The sequence below is a fragment of the Pedococcus cremeus genome (assembly GCF_900111375.1).
GTDB lineage: Bacteria > Actinomycetota > Actinomycetes > Actinomycetales > Dermatophilaceae > Pedococcus_A > Pedococcus_A cremeus.
The window spans coordinates 462,278-488,171 of record NZ_FOHB01000003.1 but is presented as its reverse complement, the minus strand read 5'-3'; the positions used below and the strand labels follow the sequence as shown (position 1 = coordinate 488,171).

Sequence of the window (25,894 nt, the reverse complement as noted above, 5' to 3'; positions counted from 1 at the left end):
CGCCCCGGCGGCACACACGGCATACAGTGCGTGTCGTGGGGCGTGTCACGAGGCGAGTGCCGAGCACCCGGGTCGTCGTCGAGGACCCGGGCAGCCCTGTCGTGTCGAGCCGCCCGGACACCCTCGCGGTGGAGGAGCCGCTCGAGATCCGCGTCGGCGGCGACTCGATCTACGTCACCATGCGCACCCCGGGCGACGACTTCGACCTCGCCATCGGCTACCTGCTCACCGAGGGGGTCGTGCCCGGCGCCGACGCGGTGCACCACGCCATGCACTGCCTCGACGAGGACGAGACCGGCTCTCCCACCTTCAACGTCGTCGACATCACCCTGGCGCCCGGCACGGTCGTCGACACCTCGCGCTCCGAGCGTGCGGGCAGCTACACCAGCAGCGCCTGCGGGGTGTGCGGCAAGACGAGCATCGACGCCATCACCACCAAGAGCCGGTATGCCGTGACGGACGACCCGGTGCGCCTCTCACCTGACGTCGTGGCGGGGTTGCCCGACGCCCTGCGGGCGCAGCAGAAGGTCTTCGACCGCACCGGCGGCCTGCACGCCGCGGGCCTCTTCACCGCCGACGGCGAGCTGCTGGCGGTGCGCGAGGACGTCGGCCGCCACAACGCGGTCGACAAGGTCGTCGGCTGGGCGGGACGCGAGGGGCTGCTGCCGCTCGCCGGCCACGTGCTGGTGGTGAGCGGGCGCGCCAGCTTCGAGCTGACCCAGAAGGCCGTCATGGCCGGCATCCCGGTGCTGGCCTCGGTGTCGGCCCCGTCGTCACTGGCGGTCGACCTCGCGCAGGAGTCCGGGATGACGCTGGTCGGCTTCGTGCGGCCGCCGCGCCTGACGGTCTACGCCGGGGGCCACCGCCTGGGGCTGTGAGCCGGCCTGGGCGCAGCGACCCAGCGGCGGCGGTGTGTCGTCAGCCCGAGGTGCGACGCGTCAGCTGCGGATGGCCTTGTCGATCCGGTCGGAGACCACCTTCCACAGGGACTCGCTGTATCCGGCGGTGAGGTGGTGGGTGTCGCGGAACATGATCTGCCCCTGCGCCGTCACGACCTGGCAGCGCTTCGCGGGGCACATCACGTCGGTGACGTCGACGAAGCACACCGCCTTGGGGGCGGCCGCCTTCTCGGCCTTGACGAGGGCGGCGTCGAGGCCGGTGCCCTGGTCGCGGTCGAAGCCGCATCGATCCACGTCGTCCGGGTGCTGCGACAGGCACGAGGGGACATCGGCTGCGGGACGCGGCACGTCCTTCATGACGACGATCCGCTTGGTGGCCTTGGCCATCTTCGCGAACGAGCGCTTCGAGGCCTCCGTCCAGAGCGGCCCGATGTTCTCAGGGGTGCTCTGCGAGCCGTCGGCCTGCAGGGCGAGGGTGCGGTAGTCCATCCACCGGCCGATGACCACGGCGTCGAGGCCCTTGATGCCGGCGACCCGGTCGAGCACCTTGTCGCGCCACTGGCCGCAGGTGTCGTACGGCGCCTTGTTCTGCTTGAGCCAGACGGGAGCGTCGCTGACGGTGCACGAGCTCTTCGCGAAGAGGTAGATGGTCCAGCCGCGCTCCTTGGCGGCCCGCTCCAGCGCCGGTCGCCACTGCATGGCGTGGGAGTCGCCGACGAGGGCGATGGTGCGCTTGGCGCCCTTCGCGCGGCCGAACCGGCACTGGTCGGCCGGCGGCACGCTGGTGCTGTCGTAGGAGACGTAGCAGTCGCTGCCGTCGCGAGGACGGTCGTCCCGTGCCTCGGCGGGCGTGACAGGCCCGGCCGGCTTCCGCTCGGCCGGCGCCTCGCCCGGCTCCTCGCCCGGCTCCTCGCCCGGCTCCTCGCCCGCGGCGGGCGATGGTGCCGGGGCGGGCGGTGCAGCCGGGGCACCGGCGGCCTGCGGCGCCGAGACGGCGTCCTGCTCGGCCGAGGACGATCCACCGACCATGAGCGCACAGCTCGACACCAGGGAGACGCCGATGAGCGCTCCACCGAGGCGCAGTGAGCGTCCCCGTCCCGACTTGAGGAAGCCGGCGTGCCGCAGCGGCTGCTCCACGACGTAGTGGCTGGCGACGGCCAGGGCGAACGACAGGGCGACCGCAGCGAGCACGACCGGCCAGGAGGCGTGCGCGGCAGTGGCCTCACCCGTGTCGGACCCCGCGGGCACCTGCCCGAAGCGGGTGTTGGCGAGCACCAGCACGGGCCAGTGCCACAGGTACCACGCGTAGGAGACCCGGCCGATGTAGCGCAGCACCGGGTGCCCGAGCGCGCGGGAGACGCCCTCGTCCGGCGCCCGGGTCCCGGCCCCGACGAGGAAGGCGGCGCCGAGCACCGGGAGGAGCGCCGCGGTGCCGGGGAACGGCGTCGACTCGTCCATGAGCAGCGCCGACCCGACCACCATCGCCAGCCCGGTCAGGGCAGCGGCGTGGGCGGCGCGACGGGTCATCCGACCGAGCGCGGGACGGGCCAGCGCCAGCGCGGCGCCGATGCCCAGCTCCCAGGCGCGGGTGTGCAGGCCGAAGTAGGCGAACGGGCTTCCCGAGGCGGTCAGCTGCCACGACACGACCAGCGAGCCGACGACGAGCACCGCCAGCGCCAGCGCCATGCGACGGAAGGCGACGTCCCACGCCCGGAGCGCCAGCCCGGAGCTGCCCACGAGCAGGAGCAGCAACAGCGGCCACACGACGTAGAACTGCTCCTCGACGCTGAGCGACCAGTAGTGCAGCACCGGGCTCTTGTCGGTGTCGGCCATGTACTGCGTCGACTCCGCCGCGAAGCGCCAGTTCGCACCCCACAGGGCCGCGCCGGCCAGGTCGGCGGCGATGCCCTTGCGGTCGATCGGTGGGACGAGCAGGAAGGAGGCCACGGCCGTCGCCGCCAGCACCAGGGTCGACAGCGGCAGCAGCCGGCGCACCCGCCTGGCGTAGAAGTCCGCCAGCAGGATCGTGCCGGTGCGCGCGATCTCGTCGACCAGCAGGCCGGTGATGAGGAACCCGGAGAGGACGAAGAACACGTCGACGCCGACGAAGCCTCCGCTGACCGCCTTCACCCCCGCGTGGAACGCGACGACCAGGAGGACCGCGATGGCCCGCATCCCCTCGATGTCGCCGCGGAAGCGGTTGCGTCGTTGGCGCCTCGTCAGCGGAGGCGCCGGCTCGGGTCGGGTCGGCGTGGCGGATGGCATACGGCGGACAAGTATTCCGAAACGAACCGTCCGCTCGCCAATCCGTCACGCCGGATCGCACCGGTTTCAGACCCTTCGCCCGGACCGCGAACGGCGGGTACCAGCACGCCTGGTCCGCATACCGGCCGGTAGTCGACCCTGGTTGTGACGTGCACCTCCTTTGGGGGGAAGATGTTGGTGGCCGCCGGCACACCAGCGGCCGACGCCCGAGAAAGGACCGACGACGTGGCCGCACGCGATCAGGCCGGACCCATCCTGAACGGCCTGCCCAGCCAGCTGCCGGACATCGACCCCGACGAGACCCAGGAGTGGCTCGACTCGCTCGACGGGGCCATCGAGGAGGGCGGCCGGACCCGCGCGCGCTACCTCATGCTCAAGCTCATCCAGCGTGCGCGGGAGAAGCAGCTCGGCGTCCCGTCGCTGACGGCCACCGACTACATCAACACGATCCCGCCGGAGCGTGAGCCCTGGTTCCCCGGCGACGAGGAGGTCGAGCGGCGCTACCGCGCCTGGCTCCGCTGGAACGCCGCGGTCATGGTGCACCGCGCCCAGCGTCCCGACATCTCCGTCGGTGGCCACATCTCCACCTACGCCTCGGCCGCCACGCTGTACGAGGTGGGCTTCAACCACTTCTGGCGCGGCAAGGACCACGAGGGCGGCGGCGACCAGATCTTCTTCCAGGGCCATGCCTCCCCCGGCATGTACGCCCGTGCCTTCCTCGAGGGCCGGCTCTCCGAGGAGCAGCTCGACGGCTTCCGCCAGGAGAAGAGCCACCTCGTCGACGGCAAGCCGCTCGCGCTGCCGTCGTACCCGCACCCGCGCCTGATGCCGGACTTCTGGGAGTTCCCCACGGTCTCGATGGGCATCGGCCCGATGAACGCGATCTACCAGGCGCAGTTCAACAAGTACCTGCAGCACCGCGGCATCAAGGACACCAGCCAGCAGCACGTCTGGGCGTTCCTCGGTGACGGCGAGATGGACGAGCCGGAGTCGCGTGGCCTGCTGCAGCTGGCTGCCGGCGAGGAGCTCGACAACCTCACCTTCGTCATCAACTGCAACCTGCAGCGGCTCGACGGCCCGGTGCGCGGCAACGGCAAGATCATCCAGGAGCTGGAGTCGTTCTTCCGCGGTGCGGGCTGGAACGTCATCAAGGTCGTCTGGGGCCGCGGCTGGGACCCGCTGCTCGCGGCGGACCGCGACGGCGCGCTCGTCAACATCATGAACCAGACGAGCGACGGCGACTACCAGACGTTCCGGGCCAACGACGGCGCCTACGTGCGCGAGAACTTCTTCGGCCGCGACCCGCGCACCCGTGCGATGGTCCAGGACTGGAGCGACGACGACGTCTGGTGGAAGCTCAAGCGCGGCGGGCACGACTACCACAAGGTCTACGCCGCCTACAAGGCTGCGATGGAGCACACCGGCCAGCCGACCGTCATCCTCGCCAAGACCATCAAGGGCTACGGCCTGGGCAGCCACTTCGCCGGCCGCAACGCGACGCACCAGATGAAGAAGCTGACCCTCGACGACCTCAAGGGGCTGCGCGACAGCCTGAAGCTGCCGATCAGCGACGAGCAGCTCGAGGCCGACCCGTACCGCCCGCCGTACTTCCACCCGGGCGAGGACGACCCGACGCTGCAGTACATGAAGGAGCAGCGCCAGAAGCTCGGCGGCTCCCTCCCCAAGCGCGTCGTCGACCACAAGCCGCTCGAGCTGCCGTCGCACGAGTCCTACGCGGTCGTGAAGAAGGGCACGGGCAAGCAGCAGGTCGCCACGACGATGGCCTTTGTGCGCCTGCTCAAGGAGCTCATGCGCGACAAGGAGTTCGGCAAGCGCGTCGTGCCGATCATCCCGGACGAGGCGCGCACGTTCGGCATGGACTCGTTCTTCCCGACGATCAAGATCTACAACCCGCACGGGCAGCACTACACGTCGGTCGACGCCGAGCTGATGCTGGCCTACAAGGAGTCCGAGCAGGGCCAGATCCTGCACCTCGGCATCAACGAGGCCGGCTCGGTGGCCGCGTTCACCGCGGCCGGCACGTCGTACGCGACGCACGGCGAGCCGATGGTGCCGATCTACATCTTCTACTCGATGTTCGGCTTCCAGCGCACCGGCGACTCCATCTGGGCGGCCGCCGACCAGATGACCCGCGGCTTCCTCATCGGCGCGACGGCGGGCCGCACCACCCTGACGGGTGAGGGCCTGCAGCACGCCGACGGCCACAGCCCGATCCTCGCCGCGACCAACCCCGCGGTCGTCGCCTACGACCCGGCGTTCGCGTTCGAGATCGCCCACATCATGGAGGACGGCCTGCGGCGCATGTTCGGTGAGGACCCGGAGAACGTCATCTACTACATGACGGTCTACAACGAGCCGATGTCGCAGCCGGCGGAGCCGGAGCACGTCGACCGCGAGGGCATCCTCAAGGGCATGCACCTCTACGCGCCGGGCAACAGCGAGGGCCTGGGCGAGAGGCCGCCGCGCGTGCAGCTGCTCGCCTCGGGCGTCGGCGTGCCGTGGGTGCTCGAGGCCCAGGAGCTGCTGCGCAACGACTGGGGCGTCGTCGCCGACGTCTGGTCGGTGACCTCGTGGAACGAGCTGCGTCGCGACGGCCTGCGCTGCGACGAGCAGAAGTTCCTGTACCCCGAGCAGGAGGCACCGGTTCCCTACGTCACCCGTCGCCTGCGCGAGACCCGCGGCCCCGTCGTCGCGGTCTCCGACTACATGCGCCAGGTGCAGGACCAGATCCAGCCGTGGGTGCCGACCGACTTCGCCTCCCTGGGCGCCGACGGCTTCGGCTTCTCCGACACCCGCCCGGCCGCTCGCCGCTTCTTCCACATCGACGGCCCCTCGGTCGCGGTGCGGGCGCTGCAGATGCTCGCCGCCCGCGGTGAGATCGACGCCCACCTGCCCCGCGAGGCGGCGGCGCGCTACCGGCTGCTCGACGTCACCGCCGGCACCTCCGGCACCGCCGGGGGCGACGCCTGACCGACGTCACCGCACGCCTGGGTATGCCGCCCGCTCACCCGAGCGGGCGGCATACCTGTTCCTGCGGTTCGGGTGTGCGGTTCTCGCCCGAGCGATCGAAGGTTCGACAGCATCGACGAGGTCCGAACACCGGCCCCTCACCGCGCCCTCCCTGCTGACGCCCGGGAGGATGGGACGCATGTCGACCCCCTCCCCCGACCAGCGGCGGCGCGTGGCCGTGACCGGCGCCGCCGGACAGCTCGGACGCGCCGTGGTGCGCCACCTGCGCGAGAGCGGCTGGGACGTCCTCGCCCTCGACCGCCGCACTCCTGACGACGACGGCGAGTTCCTGGCCGTCGACCTCACCGACTACGGCCAGGTGCTGGCGGCGCTGAGCGGCGGTGTCGACGAGCACGGTCCCGTCGAGGCGGTCGTGCACCTCGCGGCGATCCGCGCGCCGGGCCTGGTGCCGAACGCCGCGACCTTCGCCAACAACGTGCCGTCCACCTACAACGTCTTCGCGGCGTGTCGGGCCGCCGGCATCCGCAACGTCGTGTGGGCCTCGAGCGAGACCGTGCTCGGCCTGCCGTTCGACACCCCGCCGCCGTACGCGCCGGTCGACGAGGAGTACACGCCGCGACCGGAGTCGACCTACTCCCTGGGCAAGACGCTCGAGGAGGAGATGGCGCGGCAGTTCTGCCGGTGGGACCCGCGGCTGAAGATGTTCGGGCTGCGCTTCTCCAACGTGATGGATCCCGAGGACTACCAACGGTTCCCGGAGTTCGACAACGACGTGCACGCGCGGAAGTGGAACCTGTGGGGCTACATCGACGCCCGTGACGGGGCCCAGGCGGTGCGCCGGGCTCTGGACCACGAGGCCACCGGGGCCGACGTCTTCGTCATCGCCAACGCCGACACCGTGATGAGCCGCTCGAGCGTCGACCTGATGGCCGAGGTCTTCCCCGGCGTCGAGGTGCGTGGCGACCTCGGGGAGCACGAGACGCTGCTGTCCATCGACAAGGCTCGCCGTGTGCTGGGATACGAGCCCGAGCACTCGTGGCGCGACGAGCGCGACCACACCGGCCCTGCCGGTCCGACGCGCCAGCAGGGCTGACCGCGCCGGACCAGCGGGACCGGCCCGCTCACTTGGTGTCGAGGTACTCCTGGCGCGCGACGACGCCGGTGTCGGCGTTGTCGGTGAACAGGCCGTCGATGCCGGTCCGGAGGAAGCGGACCTGCTCGTTGATGGCCTTGCCGTAGTCGTTGGGCGAGGTGCCGTTGCGGAACTCGACCGGCATGAACTGGTTCTCGTTGCGGAACGTGTAGGGGTGCACCTTCAGGCCGGCCGCGTGGGCGTCGGCGACGAGGCTGGTCGGCGTGCCGAGCGTGCCGTCGGCCTTGCGCGGGATGACCTGGTTCTTGTCCGGGCCGATGCCGTTGATGACCTTGGAGAGGTCCTTGAGGCTGCCGGCGGTCAGCAGGTCGGCGTAGGTGCGCGGGTCCCCCTTGGCCGTCAGGTCGAAGGGCTGTCCCTTGGCCGACGTGAGGAACACCAGCGGCGCACGCACGCGCTGCTTCTCGCGCAGCTCGAGCAGGTTCGTCAGCTCGAAGGACTGGATGAAGATCGGCGCCTGCTCGCGGTCGAGGTGGGCGCGGCGCACGGCCGCCACCATGGGGGTCTCGAGGTCGAGGCCGATGGAGCGGAAGTACGTCGGGTGCTTGGTCTCGGGGTAGACGCCGATCGTGCGGTGCAGCTCGTGGCTGAGCCGGTCGCGCAGCCGCAGCACCTCGTCGAAGGTCGGCACCTGGTAGCGGCCGTTGTAGATGGTGTTCTCCTGCCGCACCCCGGGGAGGCGCTCGGTCGCGCGGAGCGTCCTCAGCTCGGCGAGGGTGAAGTCCTCGGTGAACCAGCCGGTGACGGCCTTGCCATCGACGGTCTTGGTGGTCTTCCGGTCGGCGAACTCGGGGTGCTCGGCGACGTCGGTGGTGCCGGAGATCTCGTTCTCGTGCCGCGTGACCAGCACGTGGTCCTTGGTCGAGACGAGGTCCGGCTCGATGAAGTCGGCACCCATCCGGGCGGCGAGCTCGTAGGAGGCGAGCGTGTGCTCGGGCCGGTAGCCGGCAGCCCCACGGTGCCCGATGACGAGGGGACGGTCGGTGCGCAGCGGCGCGACCGCGGGGGCCGACGCCTCCGCCGACGGCGCTGAGGAGACCAGCGCGGGGGCGGTGACGGTGACGAGACCGGTGAGGACCAGGGCCGGCAGTGTGGATTTCCTGGAGATGGTTGTCATGCAGCGTGACGGTATGGGCGTTTTGTCCCGCACACATCTCAGGAGGATGGACGGCTCATGAACTCCGCGCGAGCCTTCACCGTCACGTCGGGCTGGTCGCTGAAGAGGCCGTCGACCCCGGCCGCGAGGAACGCCTCCTGCTCCTGCGCCGCACGACCCTTGTCGTGCGCCCCGGCGCCGACCTGGAGGTTGCTCGGCAGGTACTGGTTCTCCGCGCGGAAGGTGTAGGGCATGACCTCCAGGCCCACGGCATGGGCGTCCGACACCAGGGTGGTCGCGGCGCCGAGGGTGCCGTCGGGTCGGCGGCCGATGACCTGGGCCTTGTCGGGGCCGAGCACGTTGACGTACTTTGCCAGCGACCGCAGCGACGTCGGCGTCAGCAGGTCGCGGTACGAGCGGCGGTCACCTGAGGACGCGAGGTCGAAGGGGGCGCCCTTGGGCTGGGTCAGGAGCAGCAGCGGAGCCTTCAGCCGGAAGGTCGTGTCCAGGGCCTTCAGGGTGGTCGGCTCGAAGCACTGGACCATCAGGCCGCCGGTCGCGGAGTCCAGGCCGGCCTTGCGCACCTGCGCGACGAGGACCGGTTCGAGCGGGAGCCCCACGGTGCGGAAGTAGGTCGGGTGCTTCAGCTCGGGCACCACCCCGACGGTGCGGCCCAGCTCCTTGGACAGCCGGGCGCGCAGGGCCAGGATCTCCGCGAAGGTCGGCACCTGCCACCGGCCGTCGTAGGCGCGGTTGGCCGGCCGCACGTCGGGCAGCCGCTCCACCGCCCTCAGGGTCCTCAGCTCGGCGAGGGTGAAGTCCTCGGTGAACCAGCCGGTGACCGCCTTGCCGTCGATCGTCTTGGTGGTCTTCCGGTCGGCGAACTCCGGGTGCTCGGCGACGTCGGTGGTGCCGGAGATCTCGTTCTCGTGCCGCGCGACCAGCACGTGGTCCTTGGTCGAGACGAGGTCGGGCTCGATGAAGTCGGCGCCCATCCGGGCGCCCAGCTCGTAGGAGGCGAGCGTGTGCTCGGGCCGGTAGCCGGCCGCACCGCGGTGCCCGATGACGAGCGGCCGCGCCACCAGCGCGTGCGCGGAGCTGCCCGGTCGCGCCGAGCCGGATGTCGAGGACGAGGCAGGTGCGGCCGGCAGGTCCCGTCGCCCATCGGTGCACGCCGAGAGCACCAGGGCACCGGCCACGAGGGCGGTCACGACGCGGGCACGGTTCACGGGCCCCGACCGTAGGGCACCGGCGGGCACCGCACGCGGCGACACCCGGGAAAGGCGCCTGAGGTCGCCGCCCATTGTGGGCGGCATACAAATAGAGTTGCCGTATGCCGTCCGCCCAGGTCCCGGTCTCCCCCGCCACGATGCGCCGGGTCGAGCGCGGCGCCGGCGACCTCTCCACCGCGGCCATCCGCCGCATGGAGGCCAGCCACGACTGGTACCGCGCCCTGTCGGCCGAGGACCGTTCGTGGGTGGGGCTCGTCGCACAGGCCGGCATCGCGGCCTTCATCTCATGGCTGCGTGAGGGTGGCGACCAGCAGCCGGTGACGGCCAACGTGTTCGGCACCGCGCCTCGCGAGCTGACCCGGTCGATCAGCCTGAAGCAGACGCTCGACCTCGTGCGCTCCGTCGTCGATGCGGTGGAGGAGCACGCCACCGACCTCGGCGAGCCGGGCGGCGAGCAGGCGCTGCGCGAGTCGGTGCTGCGCTACAGCCGCGAGATCGCGTTCGCCGCCGCGGAGGTCTACGCGCACGCCGCCGAGGCCCGCGGCGCGTGGGACGCCCGGCTCGAGGGCCTCGTGGTCGACGCGGTGCTGCGTGGCGAGGCAGACGACTCGATGCAGTCGCGTGCCGCCGCCCTGGGCTGGGGGTCGACCACCCGGGTGGCCGTCGTCGCGGGCAGCAGCCCGCCCGGCGGGTCCGAGGGGGTCGTCGACGGCCTGCGCCGCTCCGCCGCCCGGCTCGACGTCGACCTGCTCGCAGCGGTGCAGGGCCGCCGGCTGGTGTGCATCCTCGGCAACCTCGACGACGCGCTCGGGGCTGCCGGCGAGCTGAGCGAGCACTTCGGCGAGGGCGCCATCGTCGTGGGCCCGATCGTGCCGCACCTCTTCGCGGCCGGCCGGTCCGCCCGAGCCGCCCTGGCGGGTCAGTCCTGCGCCCACGCCTGGCCGGAGGCGCCGAGGCCGGTCTCGGCCGACGACCTGCTCGCCGAGCGGGTGCTGGTCGGCGACCAGCCTGCCCGGGTGCTGCTGCTGGAGCGCATCTGGAAGCCGCTGTCGGACAGCAGCGGAGCCAACCTGCTGCAGACGGCGGCGGTGTACCTCGAGGGCGGCAGCGGGCTGGAGGGAACCGCACGGCTGCTCTTCGTGCACCCCAACACGGTGCGCTACCGGCTCGGCAAGATCGCCGACCTCACCGGCTACGACCTCACCGACGCCCACGACGCGCACACCGTGCGGATCGCGCTGGCGCTCGGGCGGCTCGCCACTCCGCCCCACCGCGCGGTCCGGGCCGCACGGGCGGGGCAGGCTCCGACACCGGCACCGACACCCACACCGAATCCGGGGGCGGCCGGGGGGGGGGGGGGGGGGGGGGGGGGGGGGGGGGGGGGGGGGTGGTGCAGGGTCCCGCCACCGCCACCGGGGCGCAATTGTAGGAAACCTCCAACTCGTGGCCATGATGTTGGTGGCGTTCGGTCACGGTGTGGTCACGACAGGAACGAAAGGGTGGAGGAGTGCTCGCGATCATCTGCCCTGGACAGGGCTCCCAGACCCCCGGCTTCCTGACGCCCTGGCTCGAGATCCCCGCCGTGCGGGCCCGTCTCGAGGCACTGTCGGAGGTCGCCGGCCTGGACCTCGTGGCGCACGGCACCACCTCCGACGCCGAGACCATCAAGGACACCGCGGTCGCCCAGCCGCTGATCGTGGCCGCCGGGCTGGCCAGCGTGCCCGCCCTCTTCCCCGACACCGACCCCACGTCCCTGGTCGGCGTCACGGCGGGCCACTCGGTCGGTGAGATCACCGCTGCCGCCTTCGCCGGCGTGCTGGCGGACGCCGACGCCATGGCCTTCGTCCGCGAGCGCGGCCGCGGAATGGCCGCCGCCAGCGCCGTCACCCCCACCGGCATGAGCGCGGTCCTCGGCGGCGACCCCGACGAGGTGGCCGCGACCCTCGAACGCCACGGCCTCACCGCCGCCAACGCCAACGGCGCCGGACAGGTGGTGGCTGCCGGCACGCTCGAGCAGCTCGCCGCCCTGACGGCCGACCCGCCGGCCCGCGCCCGCGTCATCCCCCTGCAGGTCGCCGGCGCCTTCCACACCACCCACATGGCTCCCGCGGTCGAGGCGCTGGGCCGCCAGGCCGAGGGCTTCACCACGAGCGCCCCGACGGTCGCCGTGGTGTCGAACGCCGACGGCGCCGTGGTGCGCGACGGCGCCGAGGTGCTCTCACGCCTGGTCACCCAGGTGAGCAACCCGGTCCGCTGGGACCTCTGCATGGAGACGCTGGCCGACCTCGGCGTCACCGGCCTCATCGAGCTGCCGCCGGCGGGCACCCTCGTCGGCCTGGCCAAGCGGGGCCTCAAGGGCGTCGAGACGCTCGCACTGAAGACGCCCGACGACCTCGAGGCCGCCCAGCGCATGCTCCACGAGCACGGTGGCCAGACCGCCGGCTCCCCCACCGCCGAGCAGGAAGCCTGACCATGACCCTCTCCCCCAAGGCCACTGGGACCCTCAGCACGTCCACCGGCGCGGCCTACGCCCGCATCCTGGGTGTGGGCGGCTACCGGCCCGAGCGCGTGGTGCCGAACTCCGAGATCATCGACAAGATCAACTCCTCGGACGAGTGGATCCGCGAGCGGTCCGGCATCATCAGCCGCCGCTTCGCCGCCCCTGAGGAGTCAGTGGTCGACATGTCCGAGCACGCGACCCGCGAGGCGCTCGCCATGGCCGGGCTCGAGGCCGGGCAGATCGACGCGGTCATCGTCGCGACGGTCACCCACCCGTACCAGACGCCCGCCGCGGCGCCCATCCTCGCCGACCGGTTGGGCATCCAGGGTGCGGCGTTCGACATCTCCGCCGCGTGCGCCGGCTACTGCCACGGCATCGCGCTGGCCAACGACATGGTCCGCGGCGGCAGTGCGCAGCACGTGCTCGTGGTCGGCGTCGAGAAGCTGTCGGACTTCACCGACCCCTACGACCGCGGCAGCGCCTTCATCTTCGGCGACGGCGCGGGCGCGGCGATCGTCGGACCGTCAGACACCCCGGCCATCGGTCCCACCGTCTGGGGCTCCGACGGCTCGCAGTGGAAGACCATCTCCCAACGCGAGAGCTGGATCGAGACCCGCGAGAAGCAGATCGACTTCCCCGCGATCACCATGGCCGGCCAGTCGGTCTTCCGGTGGGCAGTCTGGGGCATGGCCCCGGTGGCGCAGAAGGCCATCGACGCCGCGGGGGTGCGCGCCGAGGACCTCGACGCCTTCATCCCGCACCAGGCGAACATGCGCATCATCGACGCGATGATCAAGCAGCTGAAGCTGCCCGCCGACATCCCCGTCGCCCGCGACATCGCGGAGACGGCGAACACGAGCGCGGCCTCCATCCCGCTCGCCACGGAGCGGATGCTGCGCGAGGGCGAGGCCCCGCACGGCGGCCTCGCGCTGCAGATCGGCTTCGGCGCTGGCCTGGTGTATGCCGCCCAGGTCGTCGTCCTGCCCTGACCACAGCTCCCGCCGGTCTGACGGGTGTATCGGGCCACTGCTAACCGCACCACCGAGATGGCACAGACCATCGAGACCCCACCAGAGATCGACCAACTCGAGTCATCGAGTAGACAAAGGAGAGAACCATGGCACAGAGCGAGCAGGAGATCCTCGAGGGCCTCGCCGAGATCGTCAACGAGGAGACCGGCCTCCCGACCGACTCGGTCCAGGCCGACAAGTCGTTCACCGAGGACCTCGACATCGACTCGCTGTCGATGATGACGATCGTCGTCAACGCCGAGGAGAAGTTCGGCGTGCGCATCCCCGACGACGAGGTCAAGAACCTGACCACCGTCGGTGACGCCGTCAGCTTCATCGCCAAGAACCAGGGCTGAGCCCCGCAGCCCGGCCCCACACCCCGACCGGGTGCTGGGGCCGGGCCTTCCGCCGGATGAGCACCGGCACCCCAGGTGACCTCTCACGAAGGAGCAGATCCGTCCATGACCGCCACACGACGCGTCGTCGTCACCGGCCTCGGCGCCACCACCCCCCTCGGCGGCACGGTTGCCGAGACGTGGGACGCGGTGCTCGCGGGCCGTTCCGGCGCCCGCACCATGACGTACGACTGGGTGGAGAAGTACGAGCTGCCGGTCACCTTCGCCGCCACCATCAAGACCCCGCCGTCGGAGGTGCTCACCAAGGTCGAGACCCGTCGGCTCGACCCGTCGGCGCAGTACGCCATGATCGCCTCCCGCGAGGCCTGGGCCCACGCCGGCAGCCCCGAGGTCGAGCCCGAGCGGCTCGCCGTGGCGATCGGCACGGGCATCGGCGGGGTGTGGACCCTGCTCGACCAGTGGGACAACCTGCGTGAGAAGGGCCCGCGCCGGGTCTTCCCCCTCGCCGTGCCGATGCTCATGGCCAACAGCCCGGCGGGCAACGTCTCCCTCGAGCTCGGAGCACGGGCGGGCGCGCACTCCACCGTCTCGGCCTGCGCCTCCGGCGCGGAGGCGATGGGCTTCGCCCTGGAGATGATCCGCTCCGGCCGCGCCGACATCGTCGTCGCGGGCGGCACCGAGGCCGCGGTGCACCCACTGCCGTTCGCCGGCTTCGCGGCCATGCAGGCGCTGTCGAAGCGCAACGACGACCCGGAGCGCGCCTCCCGGCCCTACGACACCGGTCGTGACGGTTTCGTCCTCGGCGAGGGCGCCGCCGTCATGGTGCTCGAGAGCGAGGAGCACGCCAAGGCGCGCGGGGCGACGATCTACGCCGAGCTCGCCGGCGTCGGCATGTCCGCCGACTCCCACCACATCGCCGCCCCCGAGCCGGAGGGCGCGGGCGCGTCCCGCGCGATGCTGGAGGCCGTCGAGCGAGCTGACCTCTCCGCGACCGACATCGTGCACATCAACGCGCACGCCACCTCGACCCCCGTGGGTGACGTCGCGGAGTCCAACGCCATCCGGCGCGCCTTCGGCGACGCAGCCGACGGTATGCCGGTCAGCGCCACCAAGTCGATGACCGGTCACCTGCTGGGGGCGGCCGGTGCGCTGGAGGGCGTCCTGACGGTCCTGGCGCTGCAGCACCGGGTGGCGCCGGCGACCATCAACCTCGACGACTTCGACCCCCAGATCAACCTCGACGTCGTGCGGGGCGAGGCGCGCACGCTGCCCGACGGTGACATCGCAGCGCTCAACAACTCGTTCGGGTTCGGCGGCCACAACGTCGCCCTCACCTTCAAGAGCGTCTGAGCGGCTTCAAGAACCTCTGACCGGCAGCTTCGGGGTGTTCGGCCGGATCTGCCGTTTCCGGCATCGCGCGGACGCCCCATCCACAGGGTCACCCGTTTGGGTGACCCTGTGGTGTTTTGTGCCAGCACGATGGGGGGCTGGCCTAGCGTGAGCGCGCCGGGAGGGGGCGGGCATAGGTGAGTGTGACGTGGAGCCAGGGGGCCGGGGTCAACCGGTACTTCGCCGACGCGTCCCTGCCCAGCCGTGAGACGGCCGCCCTCAAGGCCTTCGCCCGGCGCGACCCCCGGAACTGGTTCCCGGTGGCGGTCAACGCCGTCGTGATCGCCGTGCTCCTGGCGTGGCTCTACCTCCAGCTGCCCGGGCACGCCCCAAAGGCCGTCATCGACGTGGCGCTGGTGGGCGTCATGGCCTTCGTCGTCGTCGGTGCCGTGTCCTATCTCTGGTGGGAGCTGGCACTCGCCAGCCGGGTGCGCCGGGCGGTGGCGCGCAAGAGCCGTGTCGGTGCCCTGCTCACGAGCTCGTTCGGGCCGCGCGCCCTACGGGTCACGACCCCCGAGATCAGCTACGAGATCCCCTACACCTCGATCGAGCAGGTGGCCCGGTTCGGCGACATGCTCGTCATCAAGCCGGTCAACCAGGTGGTCATGGCCCTCCCGATGGAGCTCGTGACCCGGCACGACTACGTGCTGGTCATGAGCAAGCTGGAGCGCGGCTCCACCCCGGTCGGGCCCCTCACCGATCGCTGAGCCCGTAGCCCGCGGCCCCTTCCCTGTGCCGCCCCGGCGCACCCGGACCGGCCGCGATGCCGACGCGGGTCAGCGGTGGCCGGGCGGGGTGGTGTGCGGGTTGTTGCGGGGCCAGATCTTGATGTCGAGCGGAGACGTCGCGGTGGTGGTCGACGTCGTGGTGCCGGTGGGCGACGTGGTGGTCGAGGAGGGGGGTGACGTCGTCGGCGTGGTGGTGCGCGACGGGGTGCGGCTCGCCGTCGTGGTGGCGGTCGCCGTCCGCTTCTGCGACCGCGCCGCCGCCGTCGCCTCGGTCGCCCGCGTCGGGGCGGTCCTCGTCGGAGCAGCCGAAGCGGTGGTCGTGGGTGCCGTCGGGGTGGCGCCCGGGGTGGAGACCGCAGCCGGTGTGGTGGCGGACGCCTCCACCGAAGCCGGGGAGGGCGGCTGCTGCAGCGCCAGCGAGGCGGCTGCGGCGCCGACACCGCAGACCGCCATGGCGGTGACCACGGCGGGGCGCAGCCGCAGCAGGCCCGGCCGCTCGCTCGAGGAGGCGACGTCACGCAGGTGGACCAGCACCGCGACGGCGGTCGCCGCAGCCACCAGCCACAGCGCCCAGACACCGGTGGCCGGCAGCAGGGGCCGCTGCTGCGTGGTCGCCTGCCAGGCGAGGTCGACCAGCCCCAGGGCAGCGGCGCTGACGGCGTGGGTCCACGCGGCGTGCGCCCAGGCACCGAGGCGCGACGTCACGGCGAGCCACGGCAGGCTGAGCCACCACAGGGCCAGGGCCGCGAGGCCGAGCCGGTTGGGCTCCACCACGAACAGCAGGGGCCCCGCTGCCACCAGCAGGCTGACGGTCGCCGCCGCGGCGCGCGGCAGGGCGGCGGCCCCTCCGCGGCGCCGGCTGCTGCGACGTCCGGTGCCCGCTCGAGCGGCGGCCAACAGGGTGCCCAGCGCGCCGACGAGTGCGGCGACGGCGGCCAGGACGACGAGGGCGAACAAGCGTAACCTCCCGGGTCGGTCCAAATCGGCCGGCCACGCTACCCGAGGCACCCCCGTACCACGAAGTCGAGCACGTCGGGGCGGGTCTGGGAGGTTCCTACCCCACCTTGTGGAGCCAACGCACGGGAGCCCCGTCACCGGCATACCGGAAGGGCTCGAGCTCGTTGTCCCAGTCCACGCCGAGGAGCTCGTCGAGCATCTCCATCATGGCCTCGGGTGAGCCCTGCGCCAGGCGCATGACCTCACGCAGCCGGTCCTCGTTGACGACGGCGTCGCCCGAGGCAGAGGTCCACGTGTGGTGGATGCCCAGCGAGGGGGTGTGCGACCACCGTGAGCCGTCGCAGCCGGGGCTGGGCTCCTCGCTCACCTCGTAGCGGAGGTTGTCCCAGCCCCGCAGGGCGGAGGCGAGCTTGGCGCCGGTGCCGGCCTCGCCGGTCCACGAGATCTCCGCGCGCACCAGCGCGGCACCGGCAGGCTGAGGCGTCCACTCGAGGTTGACGCGCTGGTCCAGGACGGACTCCAGCGCCCACGTGATGTGCGGGCACAGCGCTTTGGGGGTGGAGTGAATGAACACCACCCCGCGGGTCGTGACACGCGGCATCGCGACAGACATCCGGGACCTCCTGTGTGCGAGGGACGTCTTCCCCAACGACCTCGGCACTGCTGGTCCGGCTGCTTGTCGAGCTGTTGTGCTGTGTGTGCTGGTGCAGTTGTGCGATGTCGACCGCTGTGGGTCGACGCGGCTATTGTGCACCACTTGCCACATCTGCACCAGAGCTATCACCAAGCTCGTGGCGCCACTCCCCCGATCCCCTCCGACGCGACCGGCCCCGGACGCCGTCCCCGGCCCCTCAGCGATGGGTCGGCGTGGGCCGGTCGGTGGGCCGCCTCGAGGGGTCCGGCGTCGCGGTCGGTGATGCCGGCGGGCTGGTCGGGCGGGCGGTGGCGGTGGGCGACCCCGTGCCCCGAGCCGGGGCCGTGGGCACAGCGGAGGCCGTTGAGGTCGGTGACGTGCTGGACGTCGAGGGACGTGAGGCCGTCGTCGGTGCCGCGGTGCTCGGCGCGGCGGTGCGCACGGGCGCCGGCACCTGTGTGGTGACCTGGCCGGCAGGCACCGACGACGTGCTCGTCGCGGCGTTGCGCGACGGGCCTGCCGAGGGCGTTGGCGGCACGGTGTGCGCGCGCGCCCCCGCGTGGGGAGCGGGCTGTTCGGCTCGCCGGGGCAGGCTGGGAGCGGCGGACGAGCGCGGTGCGTCGTGGGAGCCCGGCTGCACGATGCCCAGGAGCAGCGCCACCACGCCGAGGGCGCCGGCGAGGCTGGCCACCGGGACGGCGGTGCGGGAGCGCCACCACCCTCGAGCCCCCTCGCCGTCGCGACGGCGACGAAGGCTGGCGGGGAGGTCGACTCTCAGGGCAGCGACGCTGTGGGCGGGTGCGGCCAGCCAACCCAGCACGGGTGGGGTGAGGAGCGCGGCCAGACCCACACTCACCCAGCCGGGATGCATCACCAGTCCCGCCAGGGCCACGACCGTCCCGAGGGTGGCGAGTGCCATCTCGGCCCAGTGCACCCGCATCGCCTGCAGCCACGACACGTCTCCGCGCGTCTTCGGCGTTCGAAGGAAGACGCCCTGGGGCTCGAGCAGTCCCCGAACGCACGCGAGCGAGACGACCCAGCCGAGCGACAGCCAGATGGCGAAGGCGCCCAGGGCGTCACGCCACCCCGCCTCGCGCCCGACCGCCTTGAGGACGGCGACCGCGCGGACGAGCCCGACCACGATGAGGGCGGGGGCGGCGAACAGCAGGAGACCGCTGAGGCGGCCAACGGCAAGCCCCCCGCCGACCGCGAGGTCGAGGAGGCTCGCCATGACGACGAACGAGAAGAGCAGGCCGAGCAGGTCGCCGAACCACTGCACCCCGCCCACCAGGTAGCCCAGTCGCTGGCTGGCCGTCAGCTGGGTCGACCGGCTCCACGGCAGGAGGGTGCGCCAGTGCCGCTTGAGGATCTGCATGCCGCCGAAGCACCAGCGGAACCGCTGGCGCTTGAGGGCCTCGAAGGTGAGCGGCATGATGCCGTGGCCGTAGGACTGGTCGAGGTGGTGACCGGACCAACCGGCTTGCAGGAGGCGCAGCGACAGCTCGGCGTCCTCGGTGACGCACCACTCGTCCCAGCCGCCGATGTCGCGCAGGGCGGAGCGACGCACCAGGCCCATGGTGCCGCCGAAGATCGCGGCTCCGCGCTCGTCGCGCGAGGGCTGTGAGACGGCGAAGAAGTAGTCGTAGCTGTAGTAGAGGCTGCGCAGGTACTGGGAGTGGGACCACGCGCGGTAGTCCTGCGGGGTCTGCACGAAGGCGACCCGGGGGTCGTCGAAGGCGCCGACCGTGGCGCGCAGCCAGTCCGGGTCCACCTGGTAGTCGGCGTCCACCACGGCGATGAGCTCGGCCCGGGGGTCGGTGTGCTCCTCGGCGTAGTTCAGGGCGCCGGACTTGAATCCCGGCCAGTCGAGCAGGCGGTGGAATCGGAGCCGCTCCGGGTGTGCAGCGCAGAAGGCCTCGACCGGGGCGCAGAGCGCGTCGTCGTCGGTGTTGTTGTCGATGACGAGCACCTCGTACGCCGGGTAGTCGAGCTCGAGCAGGCGCTGCAGGGTCTCGATGAGGAGCTCGGGCGGTTCGTTGTGGCTCGGCACGTGGATGGAGACCATCGGCAGCTCGTCGTCCGGCGTCGCGGCCACCGTCTGCACGGGCGCCCGGCGGCGGTGCCACCGCACGCTGCCGAGCACGTCGAAGACCTCCCACCCGTAGGACAGGAGCATGACGAAGGCGGCCACCTCCAGCAGCCACAGCACCCAGGCCCCGGCGAGCGCGAGACCACCGACGTCTGAGGTGATCGTCCACTGGGCCATCGCCGTCACGTAGGCCACCCCGGCCGCCACGGTCAGCGCCCATCCGGCGTGCGCAGGTGCGGTCCACCTGGAGGTCCGGCGCAGCCACGGCAGGCATGCCAGCCAGAGCACACCCGCTGCCGCGAGCGTGTCGTGCAGGGGTGCCCACACCGTGAGCAGGGCCGTCGCAGGAACGATGGCGGCGGCCGGCGCCACCGCACGCGTCAGCGCCGAGGCCGCCCGACCGTGCCGTGTCCGGCCACCAGAGCGCGAACGGGACAACACAGGAACGCCAGGGTCGCGATGGCACACGACGCCACCGCGAGCACAACCAGAAGAGACAATCCTCCACCCTCACCAGCTCGGCCCCTGCGGCGTCGACTGTAGCGAGGGGGAAGGAGATGCCCTAAATGCGCCGACTGCGGTAGATGCTCAGGCCGCCGAGGCGACTGGCGGCCCAGCCTCCCCACTGACGACTTCGACCCTCTCCCCGGCCGCGGAGCTGACGGCCGAAGGCAGGCTCATGGGTGACGCTGAACCTGACGGGACGGTGATGAGGGTGATGCTCATGGGGCTCGTCATGGCCTGGCTCCTGTGGTCGTGGAAGCCTCCACGGTGGACGGACAACCTGTGCCGTATGCCGTGGGCACCCGTGCGATCCCTGTGCGTCCCCGCGATAGCATCGCCGCGCACGTGACCGCCCCGCGGGCGGTCGAGCGGGGCAGTAGCTCAGTCGGTCAGAGCAGCGGACTCATAATCCGTCGGTCGTCGGTTCAAGCCCGACCTGCCCCACCACACGTTTCCGCAGGTCAGCGCCCTATGCGGCGTCATTGCGGCCTCCCTGAGGCGCCTCGATCTCGCCGCTGTGGCGCATTTGTGGCACATGGGAATCGAGCAGGGCCGCCACGGTGTCCAGGTCGTCGCCGAACAGGCCCGCGTAGATGTCGAGCGTCATGGCGGCCGATGAGTGGCCCAGCATCCGCTGCACCGCTTTGACGTTGGCCCCGGCGGCGATCGCCAACGACGCCGCCGTGTGTCGCAGGTCGTGCGGGGTCAGCCCGACGATCCCGGCCGCCATGCAGGCGGGGTCGAAGACCCGGGTGCGCCAGTTACCCAGCCGGAGCGGCCCTCCCCCGGGCGCTGTGAAGACGAGGTCGCCCGGCTTCTTGCCCTCACAGGCTCGCGCGAGGTCCGGGATGAGCCCTGGCGGCACCGGGACGGACCGTGACTGGTGGTTCTTCGTCGTGGTCCACACCAGCCGGCCACCCACCTCTGACGCGCTCTCGGCGATGTGGAGACGGCGGCGCGTGAGGTCGACCCGCGCCACCCGGAGGGCGGTGAGCTCCCCGAACCGGATGCCGGTGAAGGCGAGGACGCACATCGCGAGACCACCGGTGCCGGACGCGTGGACCAGGGCCGTCAGCTCCGGGACGCTGAGGAACCGCGGCTCGTCCCGGACCGCCCTCGGAAGGCGGACGCCGGTCGCTGGGTTGCGGGCGATCCGCCCGTCCTGGACGGCCATGGCCATGATGAGGGAGAACACCCGGTGGATGTGCCGGACCGTGGATGCCGACAGTCCCCCGGCGCTGAGCTCACCGACCCAGGCCGCGACGTCCGAGGTGGCGACCGAGGAGAGCCGGTAGGTCCCCCACCGTGGCTCGATGTGGGTCCGGACGATGCCGCGGTACCGCTCTGCCGTCGACTCCTTGAGGTGTGACAGTCCGGCCGACCACACCTTGGCGTAGTCGCCGATCAGAACCTTGCCCGCCGCCGGGTCGAGGTAGTGGCCCCGGTTCATCTCGGCCTGGAGGTTCGCCAGGAACCGCTCGGCGTCCACCTTGCGGCGGAAGGCCTTCTTGCGTTGGTGGTGTGACGGGTCCCGCCAGCGCGCCAGCCAGCGGCCGTTGCGGGGGTCCTTCGCGATGGAGGCCATCACGCCACCTGCTCGTCCACCCAGGCCCGGACCTTCGTCGGGTCGTAGCGCAGGTGTTTCCCGAGACGGATCGCCGGCGGACCCAGCTCGCGGTGCCGCCACTGGTACAGCGTGCCGACCGGCACTCCGAGGAACGCCGAGACGTCGTGGATCGTCCACAGCCGCTCGAAGGTCGGCAGCGTCCTGACCTCAGCCGGTCGCCCTGTCTCGCGTCTTCCCTTGCTTGTCATCGCTCCCACTCCCCTACCGTTTGGCCTTTCCGACGTTGGGCTCGCTCTTGGGCGTACTCGCGGGCGCGGGCCGCTGCTGCGACGGCGAGGGCGGTCTCGCCGCCGTTGGCCCAGCCGGAGCCGACGTAGGTCCAGGACCCGATGACGACGGTCGTCTCGTCGGCGTCGTCGGCGAGGAGCTCGGCCTCAAGCTGGCGGAGGTCGATGCGGGTGCCGGCTCGGTTGGCGTCGGCGATCCGGGCCTGAGCGCGCTGCCTCGCGCGGCGCAGTTGGCCGAGGGTGACCGAGTAGCGGCGCGACTTGGTCGCGAAGTGCCCCCGGAAGCCCAGGGTGTGCGCCCACTTGCCGAGCAGCCCGTACGGCGCGTTCCCGTCCTCGTCGACGGTGGCCGCGCGTCCGGCGAGCTGGCGGGCGGTGGCCTCCAGCCGGCGCAGATGGGGGCTGTCCTTGGCCTCGGTGTCGCCGGTCGACTTCGTGGCGTACTTGGCGAGGTAGCCGGCGACCTGCTCGGGGGTCAGGGACCGGTCGGGGTCGTCGGTGCGGCGGCTCGTGCGAACGGGGCGGGTGTCGATCTGGGCGCCGAAGGCCAGCACCCGAGCGGGGTCGTCGCCGTGGACCGGTGGGGCGGTAACCCGCACGGCGTTGGCTGCCTGGGCGACCAGGGCGGCCAGGACGGTCGCGGTGACCGCCCTTGCCGCTGGGGCGAAGCCCTCGGGCGTCTGCGGGCCGTCGAGACGAACCAGGGCATGGAAGTGGACCGCTCCGCGCAGCTGGTACTCGGCGACCTTCGCGTACTGCAGGCTCGCCATTTCACCCAGCCGGGCGGGTGTGGTGCCGAGGTGGTGGGCCAGGACGCGGCGCAGGGTGATGGTGAACCGCCGCCACAGCTCCGGTGCCCACCACTGCCACACCACCTGCGAGGCGTAGTCGTAGCAGTCAGCGCAGACGGGCTGACCCACCGTGGGGTCGTCGTCGCCATGCACGGCCATGCACGAGGTGAGGCGCCCGTGGTCGCACCGGTGCCCGGTGTCGCGACGGGGACGGCACCGGCCCCCGTTCGGGCGGGTCCCGTGGACCGGGCCGAAGGAGGGGGCGGTGAGGGTGGCGAAGACCAGCGGGTTGTCCGCCACCGTCTCCGGGACGGTCTTGCCGCCGGCGATTCCGGCGCGGATCAGCTGGAAGGTGTCCGCCGCGTAGAGGCGGGAGCAGGACTCGCACTTGTCCGCCCGGCGGTTGCCGCACCGGGTGAACGTCACCCCCAGCGGTTCGTCCGCCGAGCCGTAGGAACGGACCAACTCACCGGTTCGGGTGTCGAAGGTCTCCGAGCGGCCGACCAGCCGGATCGGGTTGGCACAGAACCCCACTCGCGACAGAACCTCAGACCAGTCGTCGAAGTCCCGCGAGAAGAGGCGCGCCACCAGCTGGCGCTCGGTGACCGGGTCGAGGTCGAGGTCGAGCGGTCGTTCCTCGTCGAACTGCACTGGCGGCAGGGCGGTCCAGACCTGGTTGCGTGTCGCCAGCGTCATGGCCACCCCCTCTCCCGGTGGGTGTGCCGTGCGGAACGGGGGGGCTTATCCGCACGGCACACCCGGTCCTTGGGTGGGCCACCTGAGTGACGCTGCCCCAGCACCCGAAGCCCCGTCGGTCGCTGGTCTGTGCAGACTCGCGAACCGATCGAGCATGTAGTGCGGTCCAGTGGAAGTCACTGACAAACAACCGCAACCAAAGACGACCAGCCGTGAGTCCTTCTCTCGAATTCCGTTGCCTTACAGCGGCTTACGGACTCCGCAATGCCTGCCGACTAGTGCTATGCCGACCTCTCGACGGTTGCAGTCGAGGTAGGGCTCAGTCCACGCTTCCTTACCTACCAGGGGATCTCTTGACCGCATCTTTACCTTCCGCCTGCCGCGCAGTGCCCGTTGAGAGCGCGCAATAGCCGCGCAACACATCGGGCGTTCAGTCGATACCGGGCACCACACGGGAAGGAGGAGGGTTTGCGGGCCAGATGTGGGGGTTGGCACTGATTCGGTTCAGGGGGAACTAATGCACAAGCGTCACCACATCATTGTTGCCTTCGTTGCTGCGATCACAGCGGCCATCTTCGCCGCAACACCAGCATGGGCGGTTCAACCCGGTTCGGTCTCACCGATCATCAACACCACCGCCGGTAGCGGGCAGTTCTCCTACCACGCCGTCGCGGCCGGCTGGTATCGCGGAGCGATCACCGTCAGCTACACGATCTATGACGGTCCAAGCGCGACGGGCCCTTGGGCGATCTACGACAGCGACTCTCATAGCTGCGCTAGCAGCACGTCCTGCAGCACAGCCACCCGCGGCGGTGTCTGCAGCGAGGGCTATTACAAACTCGTGGCTTACGCGAGCGGTCCAGGTGGTGCAGCTGAGAATAACGGTGCTTCCAAGGTCGTTCACGTGTACGGCACTTGGACAGCCTCACCACCTGCAGCTTCCACGGCATCCTGGACTGCGATGGTGCCTGCCGGGTTGTCGTCGGAATGCAAGGTTCACAACGAGCCCATCTAGCCTGACGCCATGGTCATCACGTACGCCTTGGCGGCCGGGGACGGACGCAGCGATTTCAGCGAAGTCATGCAAGTGCAGTGGTCCGTTCTTGCAGAGGGCCCTGTTGGCATCTTCACCGACGTCACACAGCCTCGACCTTCATCAGCCGATGAGGCCACATGGGTGTATCTGACGCACCTAGGCACTGTGCAGAAGTGCCTAGCCGATGAGCGGTGCCTGGAATGGGCCCGACTTCGTCCGTCCGAGCTGGAGAGGGTCAGCTCGGACTTGTCGCCTGGTGACTTCACATCTTCAACGGCGCTCGTAGATGGACAATCGATCTCGGTGGATGCGGTTTCTTACCGAGGCATCGATTTCGTCCTCGGCCACGACACTGAACGCCACCCCTTTGCCATGATGCGTCCCGCGTCTGCCACGGGGCCTTGGCCACCGCTTCGAGCTCTATCGCTGGATCGGTGAGGACTTTCTTCACTGGCTCAAGGCTGCGGCTCCGCCGCGGCGGCGTGGGACCCCGCGATGGGGCCCCGCGCTGCGGGCGGCGCTGGCGCGCCGTCCTCGCGCACCCCACCGCACCCCACGCCGACTGCGAAGAGCGGTGCCCCGGACCAGTTCCAGGGCACCGCTCAAGCTCGGGTAGTCAGTACCGACTACTGCGCTGATGGCGGCAGGGGCCGGCGCGTGCCTGACTGCCGTATGCCCCAGCCGTCACCCCTTCGATCGTCCGCCTCTTCGGACCCGTGCGCTGGGCCTCCGTACCGGCATCGCAGCCGGTCACCTCCCAGCCACTCGAGTTCGAGGTCACTGCGCAGACCCGCATTGTCACCAGCAAGCTCCCGGCGACCGGCGAGCCCCGGCCCGCTGGTCGCGACACCGCACAACCGGCGCCTTGGGCCCGCGACAGACACCATCTCGGGGCCCTCGAAGGCCGATTCTCGTGTGGCACCTGGGTGGCACACCAGCTTGAGAATGGCCCGTTTCGGGGGTCAACCAACGACCACCAACTGAGCACGAATCGCGCGAAGATGGCCCCTGACCCGCGGCTTTGGGACGCCTCATAATCCGTCGGTCGTCGGTTCAAGCCCGACCTGCCCCACCACACGTTCCCGCAGGTCAGCGGCCTACGAGGCGTCATTGCGGCCTCCTGCTGGCGCCTGCGCGCACCCCATCGCACCCCAGGCATCAGCAAGGCAGCGTCACCCGAGCCATTCCGGTAGCGCTGCGTTCCGGCTCTCCGAGGATCAGGCCACCGCTAGCCTCGCCTCGTGACCATCAATCGCTCCCGCATGTGGTGGACCGGCACCGAGGCCGCCGACATCCAGGAGTACTTGGCCGCATACAGCGCCGTGGAGTACCCAACTGAGCGAGTCATCCAGATCAAATGCGCCAATTGCGGGGCAGACACCTTCACCGTGCGAGTTGACGACGAGCAAGGCTGCGCGGAACGCACCTGCACGAGCTGCGGCGTAAGGTCTCTCATCTTCGACTCGCAGGACACCATCGACGAAGCCGAGCTCGAGGACGCCGCCTGCCCGTGTGGCGGGGAGACGTTCAACGCCGCAGCAGGCTTCGCGCTGCGCGACGATGGCGAGATCCGATGGGTCTACCTGGGCCTTCGATGCACCCGCGACGGCGTCCTCGGCTGCTACAGCGACTGGAAGATCGACTACAGCCCGACCGTGCACCTCTTCGAGCGCATCTGACCTCCGGCGCCGATGCTGCGCTCCACTCTCCGCCC

General features: G+C 71.1%; 20 protein-coding genes and 1 tRNA gene. 12 read left to right on the top strand and 9 right to left on the bottom strand.

Annotated elements, in window-relative coordinates:
• The first annotated feature begins 35 nt into the window (after positions 1-35).
• Positions 36-878, top strand: a complete 843-nt coding sequence (gene fdhD / locus BMW78_RS08310) for a formate dehydrogenase accessory sulfurtransferase FdhD (protein ID WP_245735733.1) — start codon at positions 36-38, stop codon at positions 876-878.
• Positions 879-938: 60 nt separating this feature from the next.
• Here the strand turns inward: fdhD and BMW78_RS08305 are convergent, their stop codons facing one another.
• Positions 939-3,164: an acyltransferase family protein gene (locus BMW78_RS08305; RefSeq protein WP_091758182.1), complete on the bottom strand. Its 2,226-nt coding sequence runs from the start codon at positions 3,162-3,164 to the stop codon at positions 939-941.
• Positions 3,165-3,389: 225 nt separating this feature from the next.
• On the opposite strand from BMW78_RS08305, the gene aceE reads away from it, so the two are divergent.
• Both aceE and BMW78_RS08295 read left to right on the top strand, forming a co-directional pair.
• A complete protein-coding gene (gene aceE, locus BMW78_RS08300) occupies positions 3,390-6,155 on the top strand; it encodes a pyruvate dehydrogenase (acetyl-transferring), homodimeric type (RefSeq protein WP_245735732.1) in 2,766 nt (921 codons plus the stop codon).
• Between the two features lie 178 nt (positions 6,156-6,333).
• Complete coding sequence (locus tag BMW78_RS08295) at positions 6,334-7,248, top strand: NAD-dependent epimerase/dehydratase family protein (RefSeq protein WP_091758178.1); 915 nt, start codon at positions 6,334-6,336, stop codon at positions 7,246-7,248.
• Between the two features lie 28 nt (positions 7,249-7,276).
• On the opposite strand, the gene BMW78_RS08290 is transcribed toward BMW78_RS08295, so the two are convergent.
• Both BMW78_RS08290 and BMW78_RS08285 read right to left on the bottom strand, forming a co-directional pair.
• Positions 7,277-8,425, bottom strand: a complete 1,149-nt coding sequence (locus BMW78_RS08290; RefSeq protein ID WP_091758176.1) for a glycerophosphodiester phosphodiesterase — start codon at positions 8,423-8,425, stop codon at positions 7,277-7,279.
• Between the two features lie 38 nt (positions 8,426-8,463).
• On the bottom strand, positions 8,464-9,633 hold the full coding sequence (locus BMW78_RS08285; RefSeq protein WP_245735731.1) for a glycerophosphodiester phosphodiesterase: 1,170 nt from the start codon (positions 9,631-9,633) through the stop codon (positions 8,464-8,466).
• A 104-nt stretch (positions 9,634-9,737) separates the two neighbouring features.
• Between BMW78_RS08285 and BMW78_RS08280 the strand changes: the two genes are divergently transcribed.
• The 6 genes from BMW78_RS08280 to BMW78_RS08255 all read left to right on the top strand — a co-directional run bounded on the left by BMW78_RS08280 (position 9,738) and on the right by BMW78_RS08255 (position 15,598).
• Positions 9,738-11,195, top strand: a complete 1,458-nt coding sequence (locus tag BMW78_RS08280) for a PucR family transcriptional regulator (protein ID WP_177180310.1) — start codon at positions 9,738-9,740, stop codon at positions 11,193-11,195.
• The gene (locus tag BMW78_RS08275; RefSeq protein WP_091758171.1) at positions 11,144-12,106 is read left to right on the top strand and encodes an ACP S-malonyltransferase; all 963 of its coding nucleotides are present in this window, start codon (positions 11,144-11,146) and stop codon (positions 12,104-12,106) included. Before BMW78_RS08280 ends, BMW78_RS08275 begins: the two co-directional genes overlap by 52 nt.
• Positions 12,107-12,108: 2 nt before the next feature.
• Complete coding sequence (locus BMW78_RS08270) at positions 12,109-13,125, top strand: beta-ketoacyl-ACP synthase III (RefSeq protein WP_091758169.1); 1,017 nt, start codon at positions 12,109-12,111, stop codon at positions 13,123-13,125.
• A 128-nt stretch (positions 13,126-13,253) separates the two neighbouring features.
• Positions 13,254-13,502 (top strand): acyl carrier protein, encoded by a 249-nt coding sequence (locus BMW78_RS08265; RefSeq protein ID WP_091758167.1) that lies wholly within the window; start codon positions 13,254-13,256, stop codon positions 13,500-13,502.
• Positions 13,503-13,607: 105 nt separating this feature from the next.
• Positions 13,608-14,852, top strand: coding sequence for a beta-ketoacyl-ACP synthase II (gene fabF, locus BMW78_RS08260; protein ID WP_091758165.1), 1,245 nt, complete (start codon positions 13,608-13,610; stop codon positions 14,850-14,852).
• 176 nt (positions 14,853-15,028) lie between these two features.
• A complete protein-coding gene (locus BMW78_RS08255) occupies positions 15,029-15,598 on the top strand; it encodes a hypothetical protein (RefSeq protein ID WP_143056188.1) in 570 nt (189 codons plus the stop codon).
• Between the two features lie 69 nt (positions 15,599-15,667).
• Here BMW78_RS08255 and BMW78_RS08250 read toward each other — a convergent pair whose 3' ends face one another.
• The 3 genes from BMW78_RS08250 to BMW78_RS08240 all read right to left on the bottom strand — a co-directional run bounded on the left by BMW78_RS08250 (position 15,668) and on the right by BMW78_RS08240 (position 19,671).
• Positions 15,668-16,576 carry a hypothetical protein gene (locus BMW78_RS08250; protein WP_091758161.1) on the bottom strand — a complete coding sequence of 303 codons (909 nt, stop codon included), beginning with the start codon at positions 16,574-16,576 and terminating at the stop codon, positions 15,668-15,670.
• 97 nt (positions 16,577-16,673) lie between these two features.
• On the bottom strand, positions 16,674-17,189 hold the full coding sequence (locus BMW78_RS08245; RefSeq protein WP_091758160.1) for a DUF3145 domain-containing protein: 516 nt from the start codon (positions 17,187-17,189) through the stop codon (positions 16,674-16,676).
• 238 nt (positions 17,190-17,427) lie between these two features.
• On the bottom strand, positions 17,428-19,671 hold the full coding sequence (locus BMW78_RS08240) for a glycosyltransferase family 2 protein (protein WP_091758158.1): 2,244 nt from the start codon (positions 19,669-19,671) through the stop codon (positions 17,428-17,430).
• Between the two features lie 502 nt (positions 19,672-20,173).
• Here BMW78_RS08240 and BMW78_RS08235 point away from each other — a divergent pair.
• A tRNA-Ile gene (locus tag BMW78_RS08235) sits at positions 20,174-20,250 on the top strand.
• 22 nt (positions 20,251-20,272) lie between these two features.
• Here the strand turns inward: BMW78_RS08235 and BMW78_RS08230 are convergent.
• Genes BMW78_RS08230 through BMW78_RS08220 form a run of 3 tightly spaced genes read right to left on the bottom strand, consistent with a single transcriptional unit; the run spans position 20,273 to position 23,144 of the window.
• Positions 20,273-21,388 carry a tyrosine-type recombinase/integrase gene (locus BMW78_RS08230; RefSeq protein ID WP_091758156.1) on the bottom strand — a complete coding sequence of 372 codons (1,116 nt, stop codon included), beginning with the start codon at positions 21,386-21,388 and terminating at the stop codon, positions 20,273-20,275.
• Entirely contained in the window at positions 21,388-21,618 is a 231-nt protein-coding gene (locus BMW78_RS08225) for a helix-turn-helix transcriptional regulator (RefSeq protein ID WP_091758155.1), read from the bottom strand. Before BMW78_RS08225 ends, BMW78_RS08230 begins: the two co-directional genes overlap by 1 nt.
• Entirely contained in the window at positions 21,615-23,144 is a 1,530-nt protein-coding gene (locus BMW78_RS08220) for a replication initiator (protein WP_177180309.1), read from the bottom strand. The genes BMW78_RS08225 and BMW78_RS08220 overlap by 4 nt, the downstream gene beginning before the upstream one ends.
• A 517-nt stretch (positions 23,145-23,661) precedes the next feature.
• On the opposite strand from BMW78_RS08220, the gene BMW78_RS20430 reads away from it, so the two are divergent.
• Together BMW78_RS20430 and BMW78_RS08215 are read left to right on the top strand one after the other, a co-directional pair.
• A complete protein-coding gene (locus BMW78_RS20430) occupies positions 23,662-24,159 on the top strand; it encodes a hypothetical protein (RefSeq protein ID WP_143056186.1) in 498 nt (165 codons plus the stop codon).
• A gap of 1,262 nt (positions 24,160-25,421) precedes the next feature.
• Entirely contained in the window at positions 25,422-25,859 is a 438-nt protein-coding gene (locus BMW78_RS08215; RefSeq protein WP_091758153.1) for a hypothetical protein, read from the top strand.
• Positions 25,860-25,894: the final 35 nt, after the last annotated feature.